Below are 20442 nucleotides of genomic sequence, written 5' to 3' on the forward strand. Positions count from 1 at the left end.
GGCGACGACGGCGATGGCCAGCTCAACCAACACCTCGCACCCATACGCGCCGGCGATCGCCACCACAACCATGATCAGAATGGAGAAGTTCACAGCTGCCAGCATGCGCGTTGGACGCCGGTCGGCTTAACCCCGAATCGGGGGAAAGCCATAGTGATTCAGGCCTGGCAATCAGCCCAGGCCCACCAGGCCCGGATCGAAGGTCGCCCTGGCCGTCACCGATGTCGCGGCCGCGGCGACGACGACTCCGGCGTCGGCCTCGTGGCCCTTCGGGAAGACGATTTCGGCGCTGTCGGGTCCGTCGCGGTGGGCCATCAGCCAGTCATACAGCAGCCAGTCGATCGCACAGGTGACGGCCAGTGGGTCAGCGTCCGCGCTCTGTGCACCGGCGATGACGGACCGCAGGGCTTGCACATGTTCGGCGCGGGCGGCCTCCTTGTTAACCCCCGAGCTGTCGAACATCAGCATCGACAGTGTGAGCGGAAAGCGTTGTCCCGCTTCCGTTCGCACCACCCAGCGGCCACCCAGCCACGGTCGCGCCGGATCCACCTGAACCATCTCCCCGAATCCGCCCACCACGCCGAGGCTGGGCTCGTCGAGCTGATCGTCCAGGGGCGCGGGTCCCAACAGGCCGAGCGGCTGGCGGGCACGAATGGAGAACAGCGCGGCGGTCCCAATGATCTTGCCGGCGCGCAGATCCGGTTTGACACCGGCCGATTCGGCGGCCGCGGCGTACTCGAAGCAGAGCCGGTCCAGGGTGCGGTGCAGGTCGAGGAGATCGTCGCGCTCCTCGGCGTTCGCGGGACCCCTTCCCCCGCCCAAGATCTCGCCGAACCGCTCCGCGGCGATGATCAACGCGTCGTCGAGGGCTTCGAGGTGGGTGGCCACCAACCTGTCGGCCTCCTCGTCGACAGAAACCAACGCCTGCAACGAGGTTCGCCTTCCGCCCGGGGTCGCCCAGAAGAAACCGATCTGGCCGTCGGATTGGACGATTCGCGGTCTCACCGCCGCCGCCAGATGACAACCCGGTTGTTGCCGGAGTCCGCGACGGCCAGCCGGTCACCGTGCAGTGACAGGCCGTACGGCCAGCACAACGTGTCGCGCTGCACCGACGTCCAGCGGTTCTCACCGTTGGCGCCGAAGCCCGGTTGCGCCAGGACATGATCGGCCGCTCGTCCCTCGGTCGGAACGTTGTCCCACAGCAGGATTCGGTTGTTGGCGGTGTCGGCGACGGCCAGTCGACCCTCGGTCATGCCGATCGCGTAGGGGAACCGGAACCGGTCGCCGGTGTGGGGGCCGTACGGCCACTCCTCCGCGCTGGCGAAATCCGGTTGGCCGAGCAGGACATCGGCGGGTCGGTCGGCGTCCGGCGCCGGCGACCAGCCCAGGATGCGGTGGTTTCCGGCGTCCGCGATCAACAACAGATCTTCGTGTCCGGCGATGTCGTGTGGCCAGCGGAAGCTGGCGGGACCGGCCGCCTGTCCCCTGTTTTCCTCCCGGTGTGCGGGACTCGGCTGGCCCAGCACCACGTCGGCCGGCCGGCCCGGAGCGGGAATCCCGTTGCGCCAGCCAAGGACTCGACGGTTGCCGGTGTCGGCCACCCAGAAGGTGTCACCGACGACCGCTAGGCCGAACGGCCAGTAGAAGGACGAGGCGCAACATTCGGCGCCGGCGTTGGGTTCCACCGCGGATGCGCCATCCTGTCCGAGGATGACGTCCGGTGCGACGTCGCTGGTCCGCGGCACGGTGTCCCAGATCAGGATGCGGTGGTGCCAGGCGTCGGCGACGATGAGCCGCCCGCCGTGCACCAGCACGCCGGTGGGCAGGTTCATGCCGCGCTCAGGTCCACGGCCGCCGGCGGCGCGGCCTTCGGTCTCACCGTCCGGCTGTCCTAGCACGACGTCGGCCGGTTGCTCGTCGTCGGACGGAATTCCGTGCCATATCAGGACCCGGTGATTGCCGGAGTCGGCGACCACCAGATGCTCGTCGCCCAGGAACACACCGCGCGGCGAATACATCCACGCCATGGTGGGTTTGGCCGCCGGCAAGCTCAGGCCGCCGGGGGCCGGCGCACCCAACCAAACCTCCGGGGACCAGCCATCGGTGAGGTCGGTGGTGGCGACCGGGTCGGCGCGCGGCGGCAACGAGGCGATGTTGTGCCGGACGGTGTAGCGGCTCATCCGCGCACTCGGACCCAGACGTCTCCGTTGTCGACCCGCAGCGGCAGTTGTTCGAGCTGCGCCCCTGGCGCACTGAGGCATTCGCCCGAGGATGCGTCGTAGCAGAAGCCGTGCCACGGGCAGGTCAGGGTGCCGTTGCCCAGGTCGAGAATCGCATTGTCCAACGGCATTGCCTCATGGGCACATTCGTTGCGGTACGCCGACAGCCGCCGGTCGACGCTGATCACCAGCACTTCGGCGCTCTCGCCGGCGTCGGTGGTGAGGCTACGGACCGTGACGTCACCGTCGGCAACGTCGGCGGCGGGTCCCATCCTGGCCCAGCCGTCGCGGGACGGGCCGATCCGCAACGCTTCCAGCGGGATCAGTGTCGGCGACGGCTCGTTGGGCAGCACTTCGACGGCGGTGATCGAGGGAACTCCCTCGACCAGCGCCTCCTGGACCAGGTTCCGCAACGTCACCGATGACATCGAGCAACCGTTGCATGCGCCTTCCAGCCGCACATAGGCGATACCGTCCTCGACCCGGACCAGGGTGACATCGCCTCCGTGGCTTTGCAATTGAGGTCGTACCGTGACCAGCACGCGGTTGGCGTGAGTGACCGGGTCCGGCCGGATGATCTCGTGCAGGGACAGCAGCAGGTGCACCACCGGGTCGTCCACCAGCTCGAAGAGAACCGCCCGCGCCCCGTCGTCTTCGCGCATCCGGCGCACGATGGTGACCAGCCCGGCGCGGTGCACGGCTTCCAGCGCGGACTTGAGTTCCTCGGCGACGGCCCGAGCTTTGGGGTCTAGGTCAGCCAAGGCGGCGACCGCGTCGTCGACCCGCTTGGCCAACTCCTCCAGGCCGGGCTCGAACACGGTGGTCATCGGTCGTCCCCGGTCCGGGAAAGTGCTAGCTGGCGGGCGATTTCGTCGAGCACGCCGCGCACGGCGCGCACCGAATCGTCATCCTGTTGCTCCTCGAACAGGAACCGGGCTTCGTACAGCTTGGCCTTCGCCTGATCGAAAATGCCGAGGTGCGCCAGCGCGTTGCCCTGGTTGGCCAGCACCCTGGCCCGACCCAGCGGGTCGGTGTCACGGCCCCGCGCCGCCAGCACTCCCTCGTAGAGTTCCACCGCCTCGATCAGGTTGTCGGCCTGATGCTTCGACGGCGTGTAAACCAGGGAGTTGGCCAGGTTGAGTTGGACACTCGCCCACTGCTCGGGATACTGCTCAGGCGTGTAGACCTTCAGCGCGGAGCGCAGCGACTGCGCCGCCACACCCAGCCGCAGCTGGCCGGAGGCCTCGACCATCGGCATGGTCAGGTAGGCGGTCGCGAGGTTGGCGTGCGCGGAGGCCCACAACAGCGGAGCCTCTTTGCGCAGCACCAATTGCAGGGTGGAGTGGTAGTGCGGGATGGCCTGCGCGAGCAGGCCCGGATTGTCCTGCGCGCGTTCGTGAATCATCCCGGCAATGGTGAGGTGCAGTTCGGCGCGCGCGATGCGCAGGCCCTCGGCGCCGTCGAGGAGGCGCAGCGCGCGCTCGAGGAGCTGTTGGGTCGACGGGTCGTCGAGGTCGCGGCAGATGGAACCGGCTGCCGCCACCATCGTTCCCTCGAGACACCGAGACACCGACGCCCCCGCCTCGGCGGCACGCTCCAGCAGCGCCCGGGCCTTGAGCGGATTTCCCTCTGCCAGCGCCTGACTCGCTTGCGCGGACAGGACGACGGCGGCCAGTTCACCGCTGACACCGTCGGCGTCGGGCGCAGTGTCCCGCCGTCCGAGGGTGAATAGCACCAGGTCGACCAGCACGCCGAACTCGCCCAGATCGGCGCGCAACGAGTCGGTATCCACGCCTTCGGGTTCCAGCACGAACCGGTTGTAGCGGGTGACGGGATCGTCACCCGTCAGGTGCTCCAGCGCCGCGCCGACGTCGCCTTGGTGTGCAAGTTCAAGCCCCCGAAGCTCTTCCGGCCATTCGTCCGGCTCGTTGCCGTCGAGCAGGGCCGCTCGCACGTTCTCGGTACCCGGTGGGATGAGCAGATAGCCCAGCGGTAGCGGGAAGGCACCTAGCGGTTGCGGCCTGGCCGCGACGCTCGCCGCTCGGGCTAGCTCAGGCGCTGTGGTCATGACGATTCACCCATTGATCGGTCCTCGGATATTGCGCTCGGCGGCGCGCTTGATCAGGGCGGCCGAGATTTCGGCGCGCCGTTTGGTGTGGTGGGTGTCGATGCGCCGGCGGACGACTCCGTCGGCGAACACCACGACGATCTCCACGGCCCAACGGCCGCTTTCCTCCACGACTACGGTCTGAACGTCCAGTGCTTCGTCGGCTGAGCTGTCGGCGCGGACAACCGTCGGCGGGCGCTCCGGCTCCTCCTGTTGCCCCCCGACGGTCGGACGCTCAGCCATCAGAATCACCCCGGCGGCTCCGGCGCGTCGTGCGGCCCTTCACGCAGCGGGATGCGCAGCGACTTTTGTGCATCGTCCCAGAATGCACCAGTCACGCCGACCCTGCCTTCGATCACCTCGCGGATGAGCAGTGAGCGGTCGCCGGCGGGGTTGCGTTGTTTCAACAGCAGACCGCCGCTGCGGGGCCCCCGCAGTGGGATGAGCCAGAGGTCCCCGTCGCGGACTACGGCGACGACCGCGTCGGACGGGAACCGGCTGGCGGCCAGTGCCGCGTCGAGGCGCAGGTAGCCGTCGGCGGTGAATTCGACGGTGACTTCGGTTTCCGGCGCCGGGCGCAGGTCGGCGAGGTACTCGGCTTCGATCCGGTCGATGACGAGTTCCATTGCGGCCTCTACGGGTTCGGACAGATCGGCGCCGAGTTCCACGCCGGCGACCTCGATCAGGTAGACGGCGATGTCGGTCGGGCAGTCCTCGCCGAGCGCCCAGCGAGCAAAGGCGATGGCGTGATCCCACCGGAACGAGTGGGTGTGCAGGCCCTGCAGGGGCGGCAAGTCCGCGAGTTCCTCGCCCGGCACCTTGAAGACGGTGCCCGGCGCCGAGCCGGTCGCGGCGGCGTCGATGATCACCACCCGCTGCGCGCCGCGCATCTGGAATGCCACATCCATGCCCGCGGTGCCGCCGTCGACCAGGCGCGCTCCCTCCGGGACGCCCCGCTCCCAGAGATGCCGGACCAAGACCGGCCCGACACCGTCGTCACCGCGCAGCAGGTTGCCGCAGCCGACCACGAGCACCTCGCACCCGGGGGGTGCGAGGTCGCTGGGCCCCAACGAGCAGTCGTACGCAGTCAGGATCACACCATCCCGTTGATGACGAACTTCGACAGTTCGCGTCCCGTCTTGCCGTCGTAGGCGTGCACGGTGCACACCAGGCACGAGTCGAAGCTACGCGCCACGTGCCCCAGTTCCACCGGGTCCTCGGGGTCGACGATCGGCGAACCGACCAGAGCGGCTTCGATGGGGCCGAGCACCTGGGAGCTGTCCCGAGGCCCGATGTTCCAGGCCGTCGGTGTGACCACCTGGTAGTTTTTGATCTTGTTGTCTTCCAGCACAATCCAGTCCGAGAGCGCGCCGCGGGCGGCCTCGGTGGAGCCGAACCCCATGCCCTCGGCGTGCTCGACGGGCTTGGAGTAGAAGCTCTCCTTGAGGTTGAGCTGGTCCAGCCACTCGCGGGTCCACTTGTAGTACTTCGGCCCTTCGTGCATGCGGGCAAGTTGGCGGGTCAGGACGCTCGGACCGATCTTGTTGAGGATGTCCACGAACAGCGGGTCGTTGTCCTGGTGCGCGGCCGCGTTGGGGCCGCCGGCGGCCATCCGGCGCGCGAGCGGCCCGGCTTCCAGCGGGATGTTGCCCAAGTCGCCGACGGCGTAGCGCGGCGACTTGGCCCAGCTGTACTTGCCCTGCTTGCGGCCCTGTTCGGGGTCGATCGGGATGGTTTCGCCTTCGAAGGGGTGCAGTGGCCGGCTGCCCTCGTAGAACGAGTGCGTGACGTCCTCGCGCACGTTGGCCTGGTCGAATTCGTACCACTGACCTTTGGCGTACACCCCGGAGCGGCCGATCAGCGCGGCATTGCGCCCGGCGATGGTGGGGTTCTCGTACAGCGTGGGGTCGAAGTAGGTACCGGTGGAGATGTAGTTGCCCACCCCGGCGCCGTATTTGTCCAGACCGACGTCCAGGCAGTAGCGGATGAAGAAGCCGCAGTCGCTGTTGTACTGCGACTCGTTCTCGTCCACCCAGGCCAGCACGTCTTCCCAGGTCTTGTTCTCCAGCCAGCGATCGATGCTGCAGCCCAGCCAGCGGGCCTCCAGCCAGTTGTCCTTCCAGTGTTCGAGGATCGAGATGGAGCGGGTGACATCGGAAAGCGTTGGCGCGCACATCACGCCGCCCGGCACCATGAAGCTCGAGTGCGGCCACTGGCCGCCGAAGATCGCGTACACCTCGACGGGCTTGTTCGAAAGCACTACGCCCGGTTGATAACTCGTGCCCACGTAGGGCGCGAAGCGGCGCACCGCCTCGTCGTACAGCTTGGACTTGGCGTAGTTCTTGTTGGTCAGGTCGATGGCGAACAGCGCGTAGAAGTAGCGCGGAATCGACTGCAGCGTCTCGCAGGCCTGGCAGATGTTGCGCACCAGGGTTGCGTTGGGCGGCATGTGCGTCCGCCAGGCGGTGTCCAGCGCGTACGCGGACTTGTACAGGTGGCTGCCACCGCAGATGCCGCAGATGCGCGGACACACGATGAGGCCGGCCTGCGGGTCCTTGCCCCGCAGAATGATTTCGAAGCCGCGGAACATCGCCGCCTCGGTCCAGGCCGAGGTGACGACACCGTCGTCGACGGTGACGCGGACGTCGAGGTCTCCCTCGACACGGCCCAGCGGGCTGACATACAGGTCGAGCGCGGTCATGAATCCTCCCAATGAATTTCGTGCACTACCAGGGCTGTGGCGTGCTGGTCCTCAGACCACGAACATGTCTTCTTTGGACCATTGCGGGGCCGCGATCCGGGCGGCCGCGGCGTGTGCCATATAGGTGAGGTGGTCCGAGCCCTCGGGCACTTCCTTGGGGATCATGCCGCTGACCTTCTGGGTCTTGAACACGGTTCCTGGCGCCAGATCGAAGTGCGGGAATTCCGGTTCGGTGCAGCCCAGGCAGGGCATGCCGGCACGGGTCTTCGAGGACTGGCGGTTCCACAGGATGCGGTTGCACGGCGAGTGGGTCATCGGCCCGCGGCAACCGAACTCGTAGAACAGGCAACCGGTGCGGGTGCCCTCGCCGAACGACATCGTCGACTGCTTGTACTCGAAGAATTGCACTCGGGTGCAACCGGTTTGGGTGAACGTCTTGAAGAACGTCTCGGGCCGGTGCAGCTCATCGAGGGTGATGTCACCGGCCCGGCCGGTGGCCAGCGCGACGATGATCTGGGTGATCCAGTCCGGATGGGCGGGGCAACCCGGAATGTTGATCACCGGCAGACCCATCTTGGACCTGAAGTCCGGCCCCAGGAATCCACCCTTTTCCCGCTTGTGGAACTGCAGTCCCGTCGACGCTGACGGGTTGGGCTCCATCGCCGGGATACCGCCGAAGCAGGCACAGTCGCCGATGGCCACCACGATCTGGGCCGCGGCGGCCAGGTCGGTGACCCAGTCCTTCATCGCACGGTCGGCGAACATGTCCATCCGGCCGGTGCCGTTGGGCGCCTCGATGACGGTGCCCTCGAAGACGAAGATGTCCAGCGGCCGCTCGCCCTTGGCGCAGTCCCAGAACACCTTCTGGGCGTTCTTCCCGAGTTCGAGGCCCAGGGACGGGTGCCACAAGAGATCGAGCCCGAAATCGACGATCAAATCGACGACATTGGGCTCTTCGGCATTGAGAAAAGACATGGTATTACCGCTACATGCCCCGCCCTGAAACCATAAAACGGAAGCCATAGGAACTCCTCTCGAATTGCGGCCGAGGGCGCGACCACGGTTGTCAATTTGGGCTGAATGTTTTTGTTATTTTGGCAGTTGTCTTCCGAATGCCCGGGCTACCTGAACCAGGAATCCCAGGCCACGGTTGATGTCTTTGTCCTTGCTTACCCGCCACAGGCCGAACAGGCCCTTGGGCCCACCCGGGTCCGCCGCGGCGGCCGCCTTGCCTTCGACGAGCGCCTCGCCCAGATCGGCGAGGACGTCGGCGGCCTGCGGATCGACGAGGGGCGAGTTGAGGATCTTGTTCAAGGTGGGCGCCGCGGCCACCAGCGCCGATGCCAGCGACGCCAGCGTCGCCGCCAGCGCCTGTACGTCCACCGACCCCAACTCGGCCTTGACCCCCTCGAGGCCGGGCACCGTCAGCGAGGCACCGCGGATTTCGCCGACAGCCGAGGCCAGCGACTCGCTGATCTGGTCGCCGCGTCGCACGAAGCCGTCGAGGCCGGTCACCAGGATCGCCAGCAGGTCAGCATGGTCGAGCAAACTGTTGAGCGACGCGGCGATCGCGGGGTCGTCGAGCCGGTCGCGTAGCTGGTCGCCCGGCGACAGCGCGACGACCTGACCGTTTGCCGACATAGAAACCTCCTCTAGTCGAATCGGGCGGGCTGGGGTCCCGACTCGGAAGGGACTGTGGCCTCGATCACAAACTAGCCGCCGCTTCGGACTGTGCCTATCGCATTCGCGCAGGAGCTGTCAGGATTGCGAACAGTTAAGCGCGTTGGCGCGCGCTGGCCGACCGAGAGGCTTGCATGATCGCCACCGATTCTTTAGTGAGCGGTTCACGTTCGCGGTGGCCGCTGCCAGGGGGTTTACCTGCTGGTTACCGGGGTTCGAGGCGATGTCGCGGCTGACCCGGCTCGGGTACATCGACGTCCGCCGGACCGCGCATCCGGTGCGCCGAAAAGTGCGCTCGCGCGGTGTCCCGCCGGCGCTGGCCGACAACGAGATCTTCTACACCGAGAATCCGACGGAGGCCGTTCGGCTGATGGCCAAGGCGTTGGCCCCGCTGTCGTTACACGTCGGCCCGGAGGACGTCGAGGGGTTTGCTGCGACGATGCACGGGGTGCGGCTGCGCAACGTCAGCATGCTGTACCTCGACGTGCATGTGGCCGCGACCGTCGACATCCCCGCACTGGGTCAGTACTTCGGCGTGCACATGCCGATGAACGGCCGCGCCCTGGTCGACCATCGGGGGCACAGCTTCGAGTCCAACACCATCCGGGCGCTGGTGACCAGCCCTGGCGAAGCCCTGAGAATCCAGTTCGACCACGACTCGCCTCAGCTGCTGATCCGGATCGAGCAGCGAGCGATGGCCGCACACCTCACCCGGCTGCTGGGCCGCAGCCTGACCAAGCCGCTGGAGTTCGACCCGGAATTCGACCTGGCGACCGAAGCCGCGATGCGCTGGCACACCGTGGTGCAACTGATCCACAGCGAGGTGTTTCACCCGGGTTCGCTGATTCAGCGCGGACAGGGCATCGGTGCCATCGAGGAGCTCGTCATGAGCACGCTGTTGCAGCTGCAGCCGTCCAACTACTACGAAGAGTTTCTACAACCGATCCAGCCGGATCCGCGCCGCGCGGTGGTGCACGACGCGATGAACTACATCGACGACCACCTGGCCGAGCGCATCACGATGGACGGCCTGGCAAAGGCGGTGCACATGAGCGTCCGGTCGATTCAGCAGGGCTTTCGCGAAGAGCTCAACATGACCCCGATGACCTACGTTCGGGAACGCCGGCTGGAGCGGGTGCACGAGGAGCTGATGGACGCCATGCCGTCGGACGGCGTGACGGTCACGGCGGTCGCCGAGCGGTGGGGTTTCAACCACCTGGGCAGTTTCGCCGTCGAATACCGCAAGAGGTGGGGTGAGGCGCCGTCGGAGACGCTGCGGCGCTGACCGAGGGCGACGAGATTGAAACCACGCACACCCGCCGCGGCGTGTCGTGTGCGTGGTGTCAGTGTCGCGGGGACGGTCACGACGCGCGCCGCACCGCGCTGACCTGCCGCCAGCCCAGTTCCGGGTGCGACACCAAGTGGTTGATCAGCAGCTCGGTGGCCATCGGCGGGGTCGGCTGGCTGACAACATGCCAGGGCCGCTTGATCGGTGTGCCCGGCACCGACAGCTCGACGAGCGCGCCGGAGTCCAGCTCGCGCTGCACCGCCTGCCGCGAGACCAGGGTCACGCCCAGGCCGGCGACCGCCGCCGACACCACCGCGCCGTGGGACCCCAGCACCAGCTGCGGTGGCGCGACGTCCAGATCCTCCAGCAGCGTCATCAGCGTCGAGCGGGTGCCAGACCCGTGCTCACGCAGCAGCCAGGTGGCCGCCGCGGGAACGAACCCGTCGGCCACCGACGGGCAGCCCACCACGATCAGCGTGTTGGGGCTGATCGCCCGCACCCGGACCTTCTTGCGCAGCTCCTCGGGCGGGCGTCCGGCGAAAACCAGGTCAACCTCATGCCGGGACAGCATCGGCCACAGCGCGCTGCGGGCGGCCACCTCCACGTGCAGTACCACCCCGGGATGTTCGGCTCGAAACGACGCCAGTGCCGCCGGGATCAGCAACTCCCCCGCCGATGTCACCGCGGCCAACCGGATGGAACCGTTCTCCGGGTCCGCCTCGCCGCGCGCGGCCAGGATCGCCTCGTCGTGCAGACCCAGGATCCGGCGCGCGTACTCCACGTAACGCAGACCCGCCGGCGTCAGCCGCACTCCCCGGCCGTGCCGGTCGACCAGCGTGATGCCGATGTCCTGGCTCAGCGCCCGCAGCGCCGACGAGATTGACGACTCGGTGACCACCAGACGTTCGGCGGCTCCCCGGACCGAACCGGTGTCGGCCACCTCGACGAGGGCCCGCAACCTTGCATTGGTAGTCATGCGCTCTCCCGTGTCTCGAACACCCGACTGGCCAACAGATCTACCGCCTCGATCGTGGTCAGCTCCGCCAAACCCACCGGCGTGTCCGCAGCGGCCAGCAGTCGGCGCGCGTGGCGGAGCCGGGCCCGTTCCAGCGCGTTGCGCACACTGCGCGCGTTGGCGAACCAGGGCTGGTCGCGGCGCCGGTGCAGATACTGATGCAGCACCGAACGGGCTTCGTCGGAGAACCGATAGCCCAACCCGTCGATCATCAGCCCCGCGATCTGCTCGAGTTCGCCGACCGTGTAGTCGGGGAAGGTGATGTGGTGGGCGATGCGGCTCTGCATGCCGGGGTTGGCCGAGAAGAACTGGTCCATCTTGTCGGCGTAGCCGGCCAGGATCACCACCAGGTCGTCGCGGTTGTTCTCCATCACCTGCAGCAGGATCTCGATGGCTTCGCCGCCGTAGTCGCGTTCGTTCTCGACCTTGTACAGGTAGTACGCCTCGTCGATGAACAGCACCCCGCCCATCGCCCGCTTGATGACGTCTTTGGTCTTGGGCGCGGTGTGGCCGACGTATTCGCCGACCAGGTCGTCGCGCGTGACACTGACGAGATGGCCGCGACGCAGGTAGCCGAGCCGGTGCAGCAGGTCGGCCATCCTGGTTGCGACGGTGGTCTTGCCGGTGCCCGGGTTGCCGGTGAAGCACATGTGCAGGGTGGGCTGGGCGGCCTTGACGCCGAACCGCTCCCGCATGCGGTCGACCAGCAGCAGCGCCGCGATCTCGGCGATGCGCGTCTTCACCGGCTCCAGGCCGACCAATTCGCGGTCCAATCCGGCCAGCACCTCGTCGACCCCCGAGGTGGCCCGGGCCGCCGCCAGGTCGACGACGGCGTCCGGGTCCAAGGGCTCGGGTTCGGGCTCCGCGACCGTGGCCGCGGGCCGGTAGCCGAAGGCGGTCATGACGACTCGTACCGCTGCCCGCTCGGCCGTTCGGTGGCGTAGGCGAACGTGCTGTAGCCGATCTGCCGGTTGGCCCGCTCGGCGCGGTCGAGCCGGAAGCCCGGCTCTTCGGCGGGCCGGTTGACGATGAACGACAGCGCCGTCGTCTGCCGGCCCAGGCTCGCGTCGTAGGCGTTGAGGCGGATGTAGCTGTTCGGGTTGGCCGCCCGGCAGGCGTTGACCTCGAGCAGCACGCCGGCCGCGTCCTTGAGGTCGAACATCGGCAGCCCCCACATCTCCCAGTAGATGTTGCGCGGGTGCGGGTCGTCGGTGAATTCCACCGACAACGGCCAGTCGTGGTCGAGCGCGTAGTTGATCTGGGCGGTGATCTCCTCGTCGGTGAAGTCGGGCAGATAGGAGAAAGTGCCCTGGGTGATTCGCATGGTTGCGCTCCTTGGGTCAGACCCGGGTCGGCGTCGCGACGACGTCCGGGGTGTCGGTGGATTCGTAGTTGAAGGTGATGTCGCCCCAGGTGGCCAACGCGGTGTCCAGCGCCCGGTTGCGGGAAGCGGCCTTCTTCAGGATCTCGGGGCCCTCGTGGTAGTAATCGCGGCCCTCGTTGCGGGCCTTGATCATGGCTTCCAGTGCGACCCGGTTGGCCTCGGCGCCGGCGGCGATGCCCATCGGGTGGCCGATCGTGCCGCCGCCGAACTGCAGCACCACGTCCTCACCGAGATAGTGGATGAGCTGGTGCATCTGACCTGCGTGGATACCGCCGGAGGCGACCGGCATGACGCCGGGCATCGAGGCCCACTCCTGGTCGAAGTACAGGCCCTTGACCGGGTCGGCTTTGATGCTGTCCAGCCGCAGAGTGTCGTAGAAGCCGGCGGTGGTGTTGGGGTCGCCTTCCAGCTTGCCGACGACGGTGCCGGCATGGATGTGGTCGACCCCGGCCAGCCGCATCCACTTGGAGATGACGCGGAAGCTGACGCCGTGGTTCTTCTGCCGGGTGTAGGTGCCGTGACCGGCGCGGTGTAGGTGCAGGATGACCCCGTTGTCGCGGGCCCACTTGGCCATCGACTGAATCGCGGTGTAGCCGATGGTCAGGTCGATCATCACGATCACCGAGCCCAGTTCGGCGGCGAACTCAGCCCGCTCGTACATCTCCTCCATCGTTCCGGCGGTGATGTTGAGGTAGTGGCCCTTGATCTCACCGGTCGCGGCCTGCGCCCGGTTGACGGCTTCCATGCAGAACAGGAAGCGGTCGCGCCACCGCATGAACGGCTGGGAGTTGATGTTCTCGTCGTCCTTGGTGAAGTCCAGCCCGCCGCGCAGGGCCTCGTAGACGACTCGGCCGTAGTTGCGGGCGGAGAGTCCCAGCTTGGGCTTGGTGGTGGCGCCCAGCAGCGGACGGCCGAACTTGCCGAGGTGCTCGCGTTCCATCACGATGCCGTGTGCGGGGCCCTGGAAGGTCTTGACGTAGTGGGTCGGGATCCGCATGTCTTCCAGGCGCAGCGCCTTGAGCGGCTTGAACCCGAACACGTTGCCGATGATCGAGCTGGTCAGGTTGGCGATCGAGCCCTCCTCGAACAGGTCGAGGTCATAAGCGATCCAGGCGATCCACTGCCCGGGCGTGTTCGGCACCGCATCGACGCGGTAGCACTTGGCCTGGTAGTGCTCGAATGTGGTGAGCCGGTCGGTCCACACCACCGTCCAGGTCGCGGTGCTCGATTCGCCGGCGACGGCGGCGCCGGCCTCTTCGGGGGGGACCCCTTCTTGCGGCGTGATCCGGAAGGCGCACAACACGTCGGTGTCCTTCGGAACGTAGTCCGGCTGCCAATATCCCATTTCTGCGTACGGGATGACTCCCGCGTTCCATCTCTGTGTCATGGCTCGAATCGTGTCAGCGCAATACTGAAGCTGTCTATCGATAATAGTCCATCAAATCTGAAGTAAATAGTTAAGTGTTTGCCGTACCCCCACCAGTTCCACCGTTCGGGTGAAGACCAGTGTCCGGGGTCTTTCTACGGTCTGGGCCATGAACACATGCAGGAAGATCGCCCAGGCCATGACCGCACCCGGCAAAGGAATCCTGGCCGCCGACGAGAGCATCGCCACCATGTCCAGCCGGCTGGAGCAGGCAGGCGTCACCGCCACCGCGGACAGTCGACGCATCTACCGCGAGATCCTGACCAGCACGCCGGGCCTGGCTGACGGAGTCTCCGGGATCATCTTCTGCGAGGAGACGCTCGCCCAGGTCTTCAGCGACGGCCGACCGTTCGCCCAAGCGGTCCGCGAACTCGGCATGCTGCCCGGGATCAAGGTCGACACCGGCGCCAGGCCGTGTCCCGGCCTCCCCGGGGAAACCGTGACCGAAGGACTCGACGGCTTGCCTGCCCGCCTGGCGCGGTACGCGGAGATGGGCGCCGTGTTCGCCAAATGGCGCGCGGTCTTCACCATCAGCGACAACACCCCAAGCTGGGGCGCGATCGCCTGCAACGCCAACGCGCTGGCCCGCTACGCGGCCGCCTGCCAGGAAGCCGGAATCGTGCCGATCGTCGAACCCGAGGTGCTGATGACCGGTGACCACGGCATCGAGCGGTGTGCCGAGGTGACCGCCAGCGTGCACGCGGCCGTCCGTCAGCAGCTCGGTTTGCTGCGAGTGGACCTGGCCGGCATCGTCCTCAAACCGAACATGGTGATCGAGGGCGAGGACCACCCAGTTCAGGCCAGCGCGGAACAAGTGGCCGAGGCGACAGTCTCGGTGCTGCGGGCCTGGCCCGGTGAGCTGGCCGGCGTGGCTTTCCTGTCCGGGGGACAGTCGCCGCAGCGTGCCACAGCAAACCTCACCGCGCTGCAAGCCCATCGCACGCCGTGGCCACTAACCTTCTCGTTCGGCCGGGCGTTGGTGTCGCCCGCGCTGACGGCGTGGCGCGGCGACGAGCTGAAGATCGGTGCCGCGCAGGACGCGCTGTCCAGCCACGTGAACGCCAACGCCGCGGCGCTGCGGCTGCGCGGTGAGCTTCAGCCGGCCTGAGCCGGCAGCGGCACCGTCACCGTGACCGTGGTTCCCGATCCGGGTGTGGACCGCACCGCCAGCCGTCCGCCCACCAGCTCCGCGCGTTCTGTCATCGACAGCATCCCGTAGCTGGTGGGCGCGCGGCCTGGAGACGGCGTGAAGCCGACGCCGTCGTCGGCGACTTGCAGGCGGGCCTCACCGTCAGAGACCGTGAAACGCACAGTGGCCGTCATCGCCTTCGAGTGCTTGACGACATTCTGCAGACACTCCTGCGCGATGCGGTACAGCGCCACCTCGACATGTTCGGAGAGCCGCGTGTCGGCCAGTTCGAGATCGAGGTCGACCTCCGGGATGGTCGAGGCGAGGCTGGCCAGCCCGCCGGCCAGGCCGAGGTCGTCGAGTACGGGTGGCCGCAGGCCGCCGATCGCCGAGCGGGCCTCCGCCAGGGTGAGGTCGACCAGGTCGCGGGCCTTCTCCAGCTGTTCGGTGGCCTCGGCGGAGTCGTCGATCTCCACGGCCCGGGCGGCGGCGTCGAGCCGGTAGCTCAGGCTGACCAGTCGCTGGCTGATGCCGTCGTGGATGTCGCCGGCCAGTCGCCTGCGCTCGGATTCCTGGGCGGCGATCACCTGTTCGGCGAAGTTTCCGTGCACCCGTTCCTTGGCGGCCAGCTGCCGGTGCACCCGGGCCTGGTCCAGGGCGCCGGCGGTGAGCCGACCGATCGCCAGCAGCAGCTGAATGTCACGCTCGGTGAAGTCGCGGCGGGCCACGGTATGCACGTTCAGGACACCGACGAGCCGGCCCAGCCCGGTCTCCATCGGTACCGACGCCATTGAGGTGAAGTCCGAGCCGCGCAGGGCCGCGATCGGCACATAGCGCGGGTCTTCGTCCTTGCCGCTGGTGATGACGACGGGCTCGCGGTGCTGGGCCACCCAGCCCGAGACGCCCTCGCCCAACCGCAGCTGCACCTGCCCGATGTACTCGTCGAACGGGGGCGTCGCGCCGGCCAACGTCAGCGAGCCGCCGGAGTCGTCGAGCACGTGCACGAAGCACACGTCCGATGCCGTGGCGGCGGTGATCAGCCGGGCGACTGCGGCAGCCACCGGTTCGACCGCCGGGCCGCTGCCGGTGGCGGCGACGATGTCGAGCAGCAGCGCCACCTCCCGGTCGGAGTCCACCAGCCCGCGCACGTTCACTGGTAAATGCCCTCGCGCAGCGCGACTGCCACCGCCGCGGTGCGGTCGTTGACGCCGAGCTTGCGGTAGATGGACCGCAGATGGCTCTTCACCGTCTCGTCGCCGATGACGAGTTTGCTGGCGATGCCCCGATTGGACAGGCCGGCCACCACGAACGAGAGGATCTCGCTTTCGCGTTGGCTCAGGCCCTGGCGCGCTCCCGGCCAGAATTCGTCACGCTGCAACCGCGCGGCGGTGTCCGCGGCGCGGGCGGCCAGGCCGGCGTCGATGGCCGTCGAACCGCCTTGCACGTACTCGAGTTGGCGCACCAGTTCGTCGCTGCTAATGCCCTTGAGCAGGTAGCCGGACGCCCCGACCCGCAGCGCCTGGAAAAGGTACTGCTCGTCTTCGTAAACCGACAGCAGAATCACCTTGGAGGCCGGATTGCGCTCTCGGATGGTTCGGCACAGATCCAGCCCGCTGGCGCCCTGCATCCGCACGTCGCACAGCACGATGTCGGGGCGCAGGCTCTCGATGACGCCGACCGCGTTCTCGGCGCCGACGGCCTCCCCCACCACGCGTACCCGATTCTTGAACGAGGCGAGCATGGCCTTGAGACCCTCGATGACCATTTCATGGTCGTCTACCAATACGACGCGAACGGGTGCCGCGGTTATCACCGTCATGCATAAACGATAAAGGTGAATGCGAATGCCGTCATCTCTATATTCGTGCCGATTATGACTGTGCAGCGAGAGCCGCGGCATTACCCCCCAATTCCCCCCGCGATGGGGGATTCGTCTCGACGGCGGTCGCCTTAAGTTGGCGGCGTGAAGGAGGTGGTGTGAGGTGACGAGCCCAGTCCTGGTCGCGTCGGTGTTGCCGGCCGACTTCGCCGAACTCGGCCGCGATGTCGCCGAGATCGAGCACGCCGGCGTGGACCGCATTCAGTGGGACGTCATGGACGGCCGGTTCGTGCCGAACCTGACGTTCGGCCCTGACGTGATTGCCGCCTGCCGCGACCTGGTGACGATCGGCTTCGAGGCACACCTGATGGTGGAGGACCCCGACCCGATGTTGCCGCGGTGGGTGGAGGCGGGCTGTGAGATCGTCATCGTGCACGCCGAGGCGTGCCGGCACTTGCACCGCACCCTGTCGAGCATCCGCGACCTTGGCGCCCGCGCGGGTGTGGCGGTCAATCCGGCCACTCCCCTGGCCGCGGTGGTCGACGTTCTCGACATTACCGACCTACTGCTGATCATGACAGTCAACCCGGGGTTCGGCGGGCAGCGGTATCTGGCCAGCATGGAGCCCAAGATTGCGGCCGCCCGGGCCGAAATCGACGGCCGCGGACTGGAGATCGAACTCGAAGTCGACGGCGGCATCGGACCGTCCACCATCGGGCGGGCCGCGGCAGCGGGCGCCGACGTATTCTGCGCCGGCTCCGCACTGTTCGCCGCCTCCATGCCGGATCGCGCCGAGGCGCTCCGTGCGGCCGCCCGCCAAACCAACGAGAGATTGGTGACCCGATGACCATCGCACCGCTTGTCAACGAAACATCGCACCGCACCGACGAATTGGATCAACTGGCGATCAACACCCTGCGCTTCCTGGCCGCCGACGGCGTGCAGGCAGCGAACAGCGGCCACCCCGGGCTGCCGTTGGGCACCAGCGCCATCGCCTGGACCCTGTGGTCGCGCCACCTGCGCCACGACCCGGCCGACCCACGCTGGCCGGACCGGGACCGGTTCGTGCTGTCCGCCGGTCACGGCTCAATGCTGCTGTACGCCCTACTGCATGTCTTCGGATACGACCTGCCGGTCAGCCAGCTGCGCAAGTTCCGTCAGCTCGGCTCCTCGACCCCCGGGCACCCCGAATACGGTCACACACCCGGCGTCGAAACCACGACAGGGCCACTGGGACAAGGCATTGCGAACGCGGTCGGCATGGCGCTGGCCGAACGGATGCTGGCCGCCCGGTGCAATACCGAGGAACACACCGTCGTCGACCACCGCACCTGGGTGCTCGCCGGCGACGGCGACCTGATGGAGGGCATCAGCCACGAGGCTGCTTCACTGGCCGGACGGTTGCGGCTGGGCAAGCTGATCCTGATCTTCGACGACAACGACATCACCATCGACGGGCCGGCCTCGCAGAGCTGCGCCGACGACGTCGAGGGCCGGTTCGCCGCCTACGGCTGGCGGGTGCTCAGCGTCGCCGACGGCAACGACGTCCCTGCCCTGGACCGTGCGTTCACCGAAGCATCCCACGGTGATGGAAGGCCCACCTTCATCCGGGTGCGCACCACCATCGGCTTCGGGGCTCCCGGAGTCGAGGGAACACCGAAAGCCCATGGCAGTCCATTGGGTTCGGCGGTGCTGCAGGCCATGCGCACCCGCCTGGACTGGCCCGACGAGCAGTTCCACGTGCCGCTCGCGGTGGGCGCGGCCGCCGCGGTGGTGGCCGCCCGCGGCGCCGCGTCGCATGCGCAGTGGGCCCGGACGCACGCCGCGTGGCAGGTGGACCACCCGCAGCTGTCCGCGGACTTCCCGCTGGACTGCATTCCGGTCGCCGACGACCTGTCGGTGCTGACACCTCTGGCCGACGGGGCCGCCGCGGGCGGAAAGTCGGCTACTCGTAAGGCTTCCGGCAAGGCGCTGCAAGCGCTGGCCGCGGTGTACCCCGGCCTGGTCGGCGGGTCGGCGGACCTGGCCGCCTCGACCAACACCGCCATCCCCGGCGGCGATGTGGCGCCGGACGACTTCATCGGTCGCACAATCCATTTCGGAATCCGCGAGCATGCCATGGCGGCGGTGATGAACGGCATCGCCCTGCACGGCGGGCTGCGCCCATTCGGCAGCACCTTCCTGGTGTTCGCCGACTATCTGCGGCCGGCCCTGCGGCTTTCGGCGCTGATGAAGCTGCCGGTGATCTATGTGTTCACCCACGACTCCGTGCACGTCGGGGAGGACGGTCCGACACATCAGCCCATCGAGCAGCTGGAGTCGTTGCGGATCATCCCCGGCCTGACCGTGCTGCGGCCGGCCGATGCCGCCGAGACCGCACTGGCCTGGCAGCTCGCCGCCGACAACACTGACGGCCCAACGGTTCTGGTGCTCAGCCGGCAGGATCTTCCGGAGCTCGGCGGCTTCGGGTTGGACGATGTCCGCCACTACGGCATGCGGGTGGTGCGGCCGGTCGCGGACACTCCGCACGTCATGCTGGCGGCCAGCGGCTCCGAAGTTGCGCTGGCGATGCAGGCCGCAGAATTGTTGAGCGAGCGCGGAATCGCCGCGATCGTGGTGTCGGTGATGTGGCGGGAACGCATCGCAGCGTTGCCTGATCTGCCGGTGGTGTGGATCGAGGCCGGAGTGAGCACCGGCTGGCGGGCGCTGGCCAGACCGTGTGACACGGTGATCGGCATCGACCGCTTCGGCGCCAGCGGGCCCGGCCCGGAGGTGGCCGCTCACCTGGGGCTGACCGCCTCCGCCGTCGCCGAAGCGGCGCTGCACAGCATCGCGCGCGCGTCTGGTTGACGAATGGTGCTGCGAGCGGTCATCTTCGACGTCGACGGGACGCTGGCCGATACCGAGCGCAACGGTCATCGGCTGGCCTTCAACGACGCCTTCGCCAAACACGGCCTGGATATCGTCTGGACGCCCGAGACCTACGGTCGGCTGCTGGCGATCGCTGGTGGGCGTCGCCGCATCACGCATGATCTGCGGGCGCGGGGGTACGGCACTCGCGCCGGCCGGTTGGCCGAGGACGTGCACCGTACCAAGACGGCCCTGTTCACCATGCGGGTCCTCAACGGTGCGATCTGCGGCCGTCCGGGTCTGTCGAGGCTGATCGCCGACCTGCACCGGTCCGGTGTCCGCGTGGCCATCGCGACGACCGGCCGCCGGCGTTGGGTGGAACCACTGGTTCGGCACGTGGTCGGGGATGGTGTTGCGGAGGTGATCGTCACCGGTGACGACGTGCAACGGCTCAAGCCCGACCCCGAGGCGTATCTGACGGCTTTACAACGGCTCGGATTGCCGCCCGAAGACATACTGGCGATTGAGGATTCAGCTATCGGGCTGCGGGCGGCACGAACGGCGGGGCTGGCGACCTTGGTGGTGACCAACGGCTACACCGTCGATCAGGACTTCACCGGTGCGGCCGCGGTGCGCTCCGCCTTCGACCAGCCTGGGCAGCTGCTGGCCGACGGTTGCCGTGAGGTGCACCGGCACTGGTGGGCGGCGCCGGCCCGCCGAGTGTGAAGTCCACGACGCTCCAGCGGCCTTGGATTCAGGCCGTCGCTGCAACGAATGCGGACGGGTCTGAGAGTAGTCGGTGGAGTTCTTCGGCGGGGGTGCGC

The 20442-nt window shown here is 67.7% G+C and carries 20 protein-coding genes; 5 read left to right on the top strand and 15 right to left on the bottom strand.

Translation table 11 applies throughout. From position 1 onward, the window contains the following. Positions 1-171: 171 nt before the first annotated feature. The 9 genes from AWC08_RS27140 to AWC08_RS27180 form a co-directional block, all read right to left on the bottom strand. Entirely contained in the window at positions 172-1005 is an 834-nt protein-coding gene (locus AWC08_RS27140; protein WP_069434190.1) for a hypothetical protein, read from the bottom strand. Continuing rightward, complete coding sequence (locus AWC08_RS27145) at positions 1002-2180, bottom strand: NHL repeat-containing protein (RefSeq protein ID WP_069434189.1); 1179 nt, start codon at positions 2178-2180, stop codon at positions 1002-1004. Before AWC08_RS27145 ends, AWC08_RS27140 begins: the two co-directional genes overlap by 4 nt. Further along, positions 2177-3046 carry a NifU family protein gene (locus tag AWC08_RS27150; RefSeq protein WP_069434188.1) on the bottom strand — a complete coding sequence of 290 codons (870 nt, stop codon included), beginning with the start codon at positions 3044-3046 and terminating at the stop codon, positions 2177-2179. Before AWC08_RS27150 ends, AWC08_RS27145 begins: the two co-directional genes overlap by 4 nt. Continuing rightward, entirely contained in the window at positions 3043-4287 is a 1245-nt protein-coding gene (locus AWC08_RS27155; protein ID WP_069434187.1) for a hypothetical protein, read from the bottom strand. Before AWC08_RS27155 ends, AWC08_RS27150 begins: the two co-directional genes overlap by 4 nt. 6 nt (positions 4288-4293) lie before the next feature. Continuing rightward, the gene (locus AWC08_RS27160) at positions 4294-4569 is read right to left on the bottom strand and encodes a hypothetical protein (RefSeq protein ID WP_065134991.1); all 276 of its coding nucleotides are present in this window, start codon (positions 4567-4569) and stop codon (positions 4294-4296) included. A gap of 5 nt (positions 4570-4574) precedes the next feature. Then, the gene (locus AWC08_RS27165) at positions 4575-5354 is read right to left on the bottom strand and encodes a hydrogenase maturation protease (RefSeq protein ID WP_065134990.1); all 780 of its coding nucleotides are present in this window, start codon (positions 5352-5354) and stop codon (positions 4575-4577) included. A 65-nt stretch (positions 5355-5419) separates the two neighbouring features. After that, positions 5420-7027 (bottom strand): nickel-dependent hydrogenase large subunit, encoded by a 1608-nt coding sequence (locus tag AWC08_RS27170; protein WP_065134983.1) that lies wholly within the window; start codon positions 7025-7027, stop codon positions 5420-5422. A 51-nt stretch (positions 7028-7078) separates the two neighbouring features. Next, positions 7079-8050 carry an NADH-quinone oxidoreductase subunit B family protein gene (locus AWC08_RS27175; RefSeq protein ID WP_055580998.1) on the bottom strand — a complete coding sequence of 324 codons (972 nt, stop codon included), beginning with the start codon at positions 8048-8050 and terminating at the stop codon, positions 7079-7081. Between the two features lie 66 nt (positions 8051-8116). Next, positions 8117-8668: a DUF1641 domain-containing protein gene (locus tag AWC08_RS27180; RefSeq protein ID WP_069434186.1), complete on the bottom strand. Its 552-nt coding sequence runs from the start codon at positions 8666-8668 to the stop codon at positions 8117-8119. Between the two features lie 262 nt (positions 8669-8930). Between AWC08_RS27180 and AWC08_RS27185 the strand changes: the two genes are divergently transcribed. Next, positions 8931-9992, top strand: coding sequence for an AraC family transcriptional regulator (locus tag AWC08_RS27185; protein ID WP_065134981.1), 1062 nt, complete (start codon positions 8931-8933; stop codon positions 9990-9992). Positions 9993-10068: 76 nt separating this feature from the next. Here AWC08_RS27185 and AWC08_RS27190 read toward each other — a convergent pair whose 3' ends face one another. Genes AWC08_RS27190 through AWC08_RS27205 form a run of 4 tightly spaced genes read right to left on the bottom strand, consistent with a single transcriptional unit; the run spans position 10069 to position 13781 of the window. Then, a complete protein-coding gene (locus tag AWC08_RS27190; protein WP_065134980.1) occupies positions 10069-10971 on the bottom strand; it encodes a LysR family transcriptional regulator in 903 nt (300 codons plus the stop codon). Further along, positions 10968-11912 carry a CbbX protein gene (cbbX, locus tag AWC08_RS27195; protein ID WP_065134979.1) on the bottom strand — a complete coding sequence of 315 codons (945 nt, stop codon included), beginning with the start codon at positions 11910-11912 and terminating at the stop codon, positions 10968-10970. Before cbbX ends, AWC08_RS27190 begins: the two co-directional genes overlap by 4 nt. After that, positions 11909-12334 (bottom strand): ribulose bisphosphate carboxylase small subunit, encoded by a 426-nt coding sequence (locus AWC08_RS27200; protein WP_065134978.1) that lies wholly within the window; start codon positions 12332-12334, stop codon positions 11909-11911. The genes cbbX and AWC08_RS27200 overlap by 4 nt, the downstream gene beginning before the upstream one ends. 16 nt (positions 12335-12350) lie before the next feature. Continuing rightward, complete coding sequence (locus tag AWC08_RS27205) at positions 12351-13781, bottom strand: form I ribulose bisphosphate carboxylase large subunit (protein ID WP_069434185.1); 1431 nt, start codon at positions 13779-13781, stop codon at positions 12351-12353. A gap of 148 nt (positions 13782-13929) precedes the next feature. Here AWC08_RS27205 and AWC08_RS27210 point away from each other — a divergent pair, with 148 nt between their 5' ends. Next, positions 13930-14928, top strand: a complete 999-nt coding sequence (locus tag AWC08_RS27210) for a class I fructose-bisphosphate aldolase (RefSeq protein WP_069434184.1) — start codon at positions 13930-13932, stop codon at positions 14926-14928. On the opposite strand, the gene AWC08_RS27215 is transcribed toward AWC08_RS27210, so the two are convergent. Beyond that, positions 14916-16103 (bottom strand): GAF domain-containing sensor histidine kinase, encoded by a 1188-nt coding sequence (locus AWC08_RS27215; protein ID WP_142283838.1) that lies wholly within the window; start codon positions 16101-16103, stop codon positions 14916-14918. The genes AWC08_RS27210 and AWC08_RS27215 overlap by 13 nt on opposite strands. Further along, complete coding sequence (locus AWC08_RS27220; protein WP_069435614.1) at positions 16100-16768, bottom strand: response regulator; 669 nt, start codon at positions 16766-16768, stop codon at positions 16100-16102. Before AWC08_RS27220 ends, AWC08_RS27215 begins: the two co-directional genes overlap by 4 nt. Before the next feature lie 163 nt (positions 16769-16931). Here AWC08_RS27220 and rpe point away from each other — a divergent pair, with 163 nt between their 5' ends. Genes rpe through AWC08_RS27235 form a run of 3 tightly spaced genes read left to right on the top strand, consistent with a single transcriptional unit; the run spans position 16932 to position 20344 of the window. Beyond that, positions 16932-17615 (top strand): ribulose-phosphate 3-epimerase, encoded by a 684-nt coding sequence (gene rpe / locus AWC08_RS27225; RefSeq protein WP_197522094.1) that lies wholly within the window; start codon positions 16932-16934, stop codon positions 17613-17615. Then, positions 17612-19618: a transketolase gene (gene tkt / locus AWC08_RS27230; RefSeq protein ID WP_085088471.1), complete on the top strand. Its 2007-nt coding sequence runs from the start codon at positions 17612-17614 to the stop codon at positions 19616-19618. Before rpe ends, tkt begins: the two co-directional genes overlap by 4 nt. A gap of 3 nt (positions 19619-19621) precedes the next feature. Next, the gene (locus tag AWC08_RS27235) at positions 19622-20344 is read left to right on the top strand and encodes an HAD-IA family hydrolase (protein ID WP_069435666.1); all 723 of its coding nucleotides are present in this window, start codon (positions 19622-19624) and stop codon (positions 20342-20344) included. The last annotated feature ends 98 nt before the right edge of the window (positions 20345-20442 follow it).

The sequence above is a fragment of the Mycobacterium gordonae genome (assembly GCF_002101675.1).
In the GTDB taxonomy this organism is placed as follows: domain Bacteria; phylum Actinomycetota; class Actinomycetes; order Mycobacteriales; family Mycobacteriaceae; genus Mycobacterium; species Mycobacterium gordonae.

Excerpts from the sequence above, each read along its gene's own strand:
- AWC08_RS27145 (WP_069434189.1), bottom strand. The coding sequence starts at position 2,180 with ATGAGCCGCTACACCGTCCGGCACAACATCGCCTCGTTGCCGCCGCGC.
- AWC08_RS27170 (WP_065134983.1), bottom strand. The coding sequence starts at position 7,027 with ATGACCGCGCTCGACCTGTATGTCAGCCCGCTGGGCCGTGTCGAGGGA.
- AWC08_RS27210 (WP_069434184.1), top strand. The coding sequence starts at position 13,930 with ATGAACACATGCAGGAAGATCGCCCAGGCCATGACCGCACCCGGCAAA.
- tkt (WP_085088471.1), top strand. The coding sequence starts at position 17,612 with ATGACCATCGCACCGCTTGTCAACGAAACATCGCACCGCACCGACGAA.
- AWC08_RS27175 (WP_055580998.1), bottom strand. The coding sequence starts at position 8,050 with ATGGCTTCCGTTTTATGGTTTCAGGGCGGGGCATGTAGCGGTAATACC.
- AWC08_RS27185 (WP_065134981.1), top strand. The coding sequence starts at position 8,931 with ATGTCGCGGCTGACCCGGCTCGGGTACATCGACGTCCGCCGGACCGCG.
- AWC08_RS27190 (WP_065134980.1), bottom strand. The coding sequence starts at position 10,971 with ATGACTACCAATGCAAGGTTGCGGGCCCTCGTCGAGGTGGCCGACACC.
- AWC08_RS27200 (WP_065134978.1), bottom strand. The coding sequence starts at position 12,334 with ATGCGAATCACCCAGGGCACTTTCTCCTATCTGCCCGACTTCACCGAC.
- AWC08_RS27220 (WP_069435614.1), bottom strand. The coding sequence starts at position 16,768 with ATGACGGTGATAACCGCGGCACCCGTTCGCGTCGTATTGGTAGACGAC.
- cbbX (WP_065134979.1), bottom strand. The coding sequence starts at position 11,912 with ATGACCGCCTTCGGCTACCGGCCCGCGGCCACGGTCGCGGAGCCCGAA.
- AWC08_RS27155 (WP_069434187.1), bottom strand. The coding sequence starts at position 4,287 with ATGACCACAGCGCCTGAGCTAGCCCGAGCGGCGAGCGTCGCGGCCAGG.
- AWC08_RS27160 (WP_065134991.1), bottom strand. The coding sequence starts at position 4,569 with ATGGCTGAGCGTCCGACCGTCGGGGGGCAACAGGAGGAGCCGGAGCGC.
- AWC08_RS27150 (WP_069434188.1), bottom strand. The coding sequence starts at position 3,046 with ATGACCACCGTGTTCGAGCCCGGCCTGGAGGAGTTGGCCAAGCGGGTC.
- AWC08_RS27180 (WP_069434186.1), bottom strand. The coding sequence starts at position 8,668 with ATGTCGGCAAACGGTCAGGTCGTCGCGCTGTCGCCGGGCGACCAGCTA.
- AWC08_RS27205 (WP_069434185.1), bottom strand. The coding sequence starts at position 13,781 with ATGACACAGAGATGGAACGCGGGAGTCATCCCGTACGCAGAAATGGGA.
- AWC08_RS27235 (WP_069435666.1), top strand. The coding sequence starts at position 19,622 with ATGGTGCTGCGAGCGGTCATCTTCGACGTCGACGGGACGCTGGCCGAT.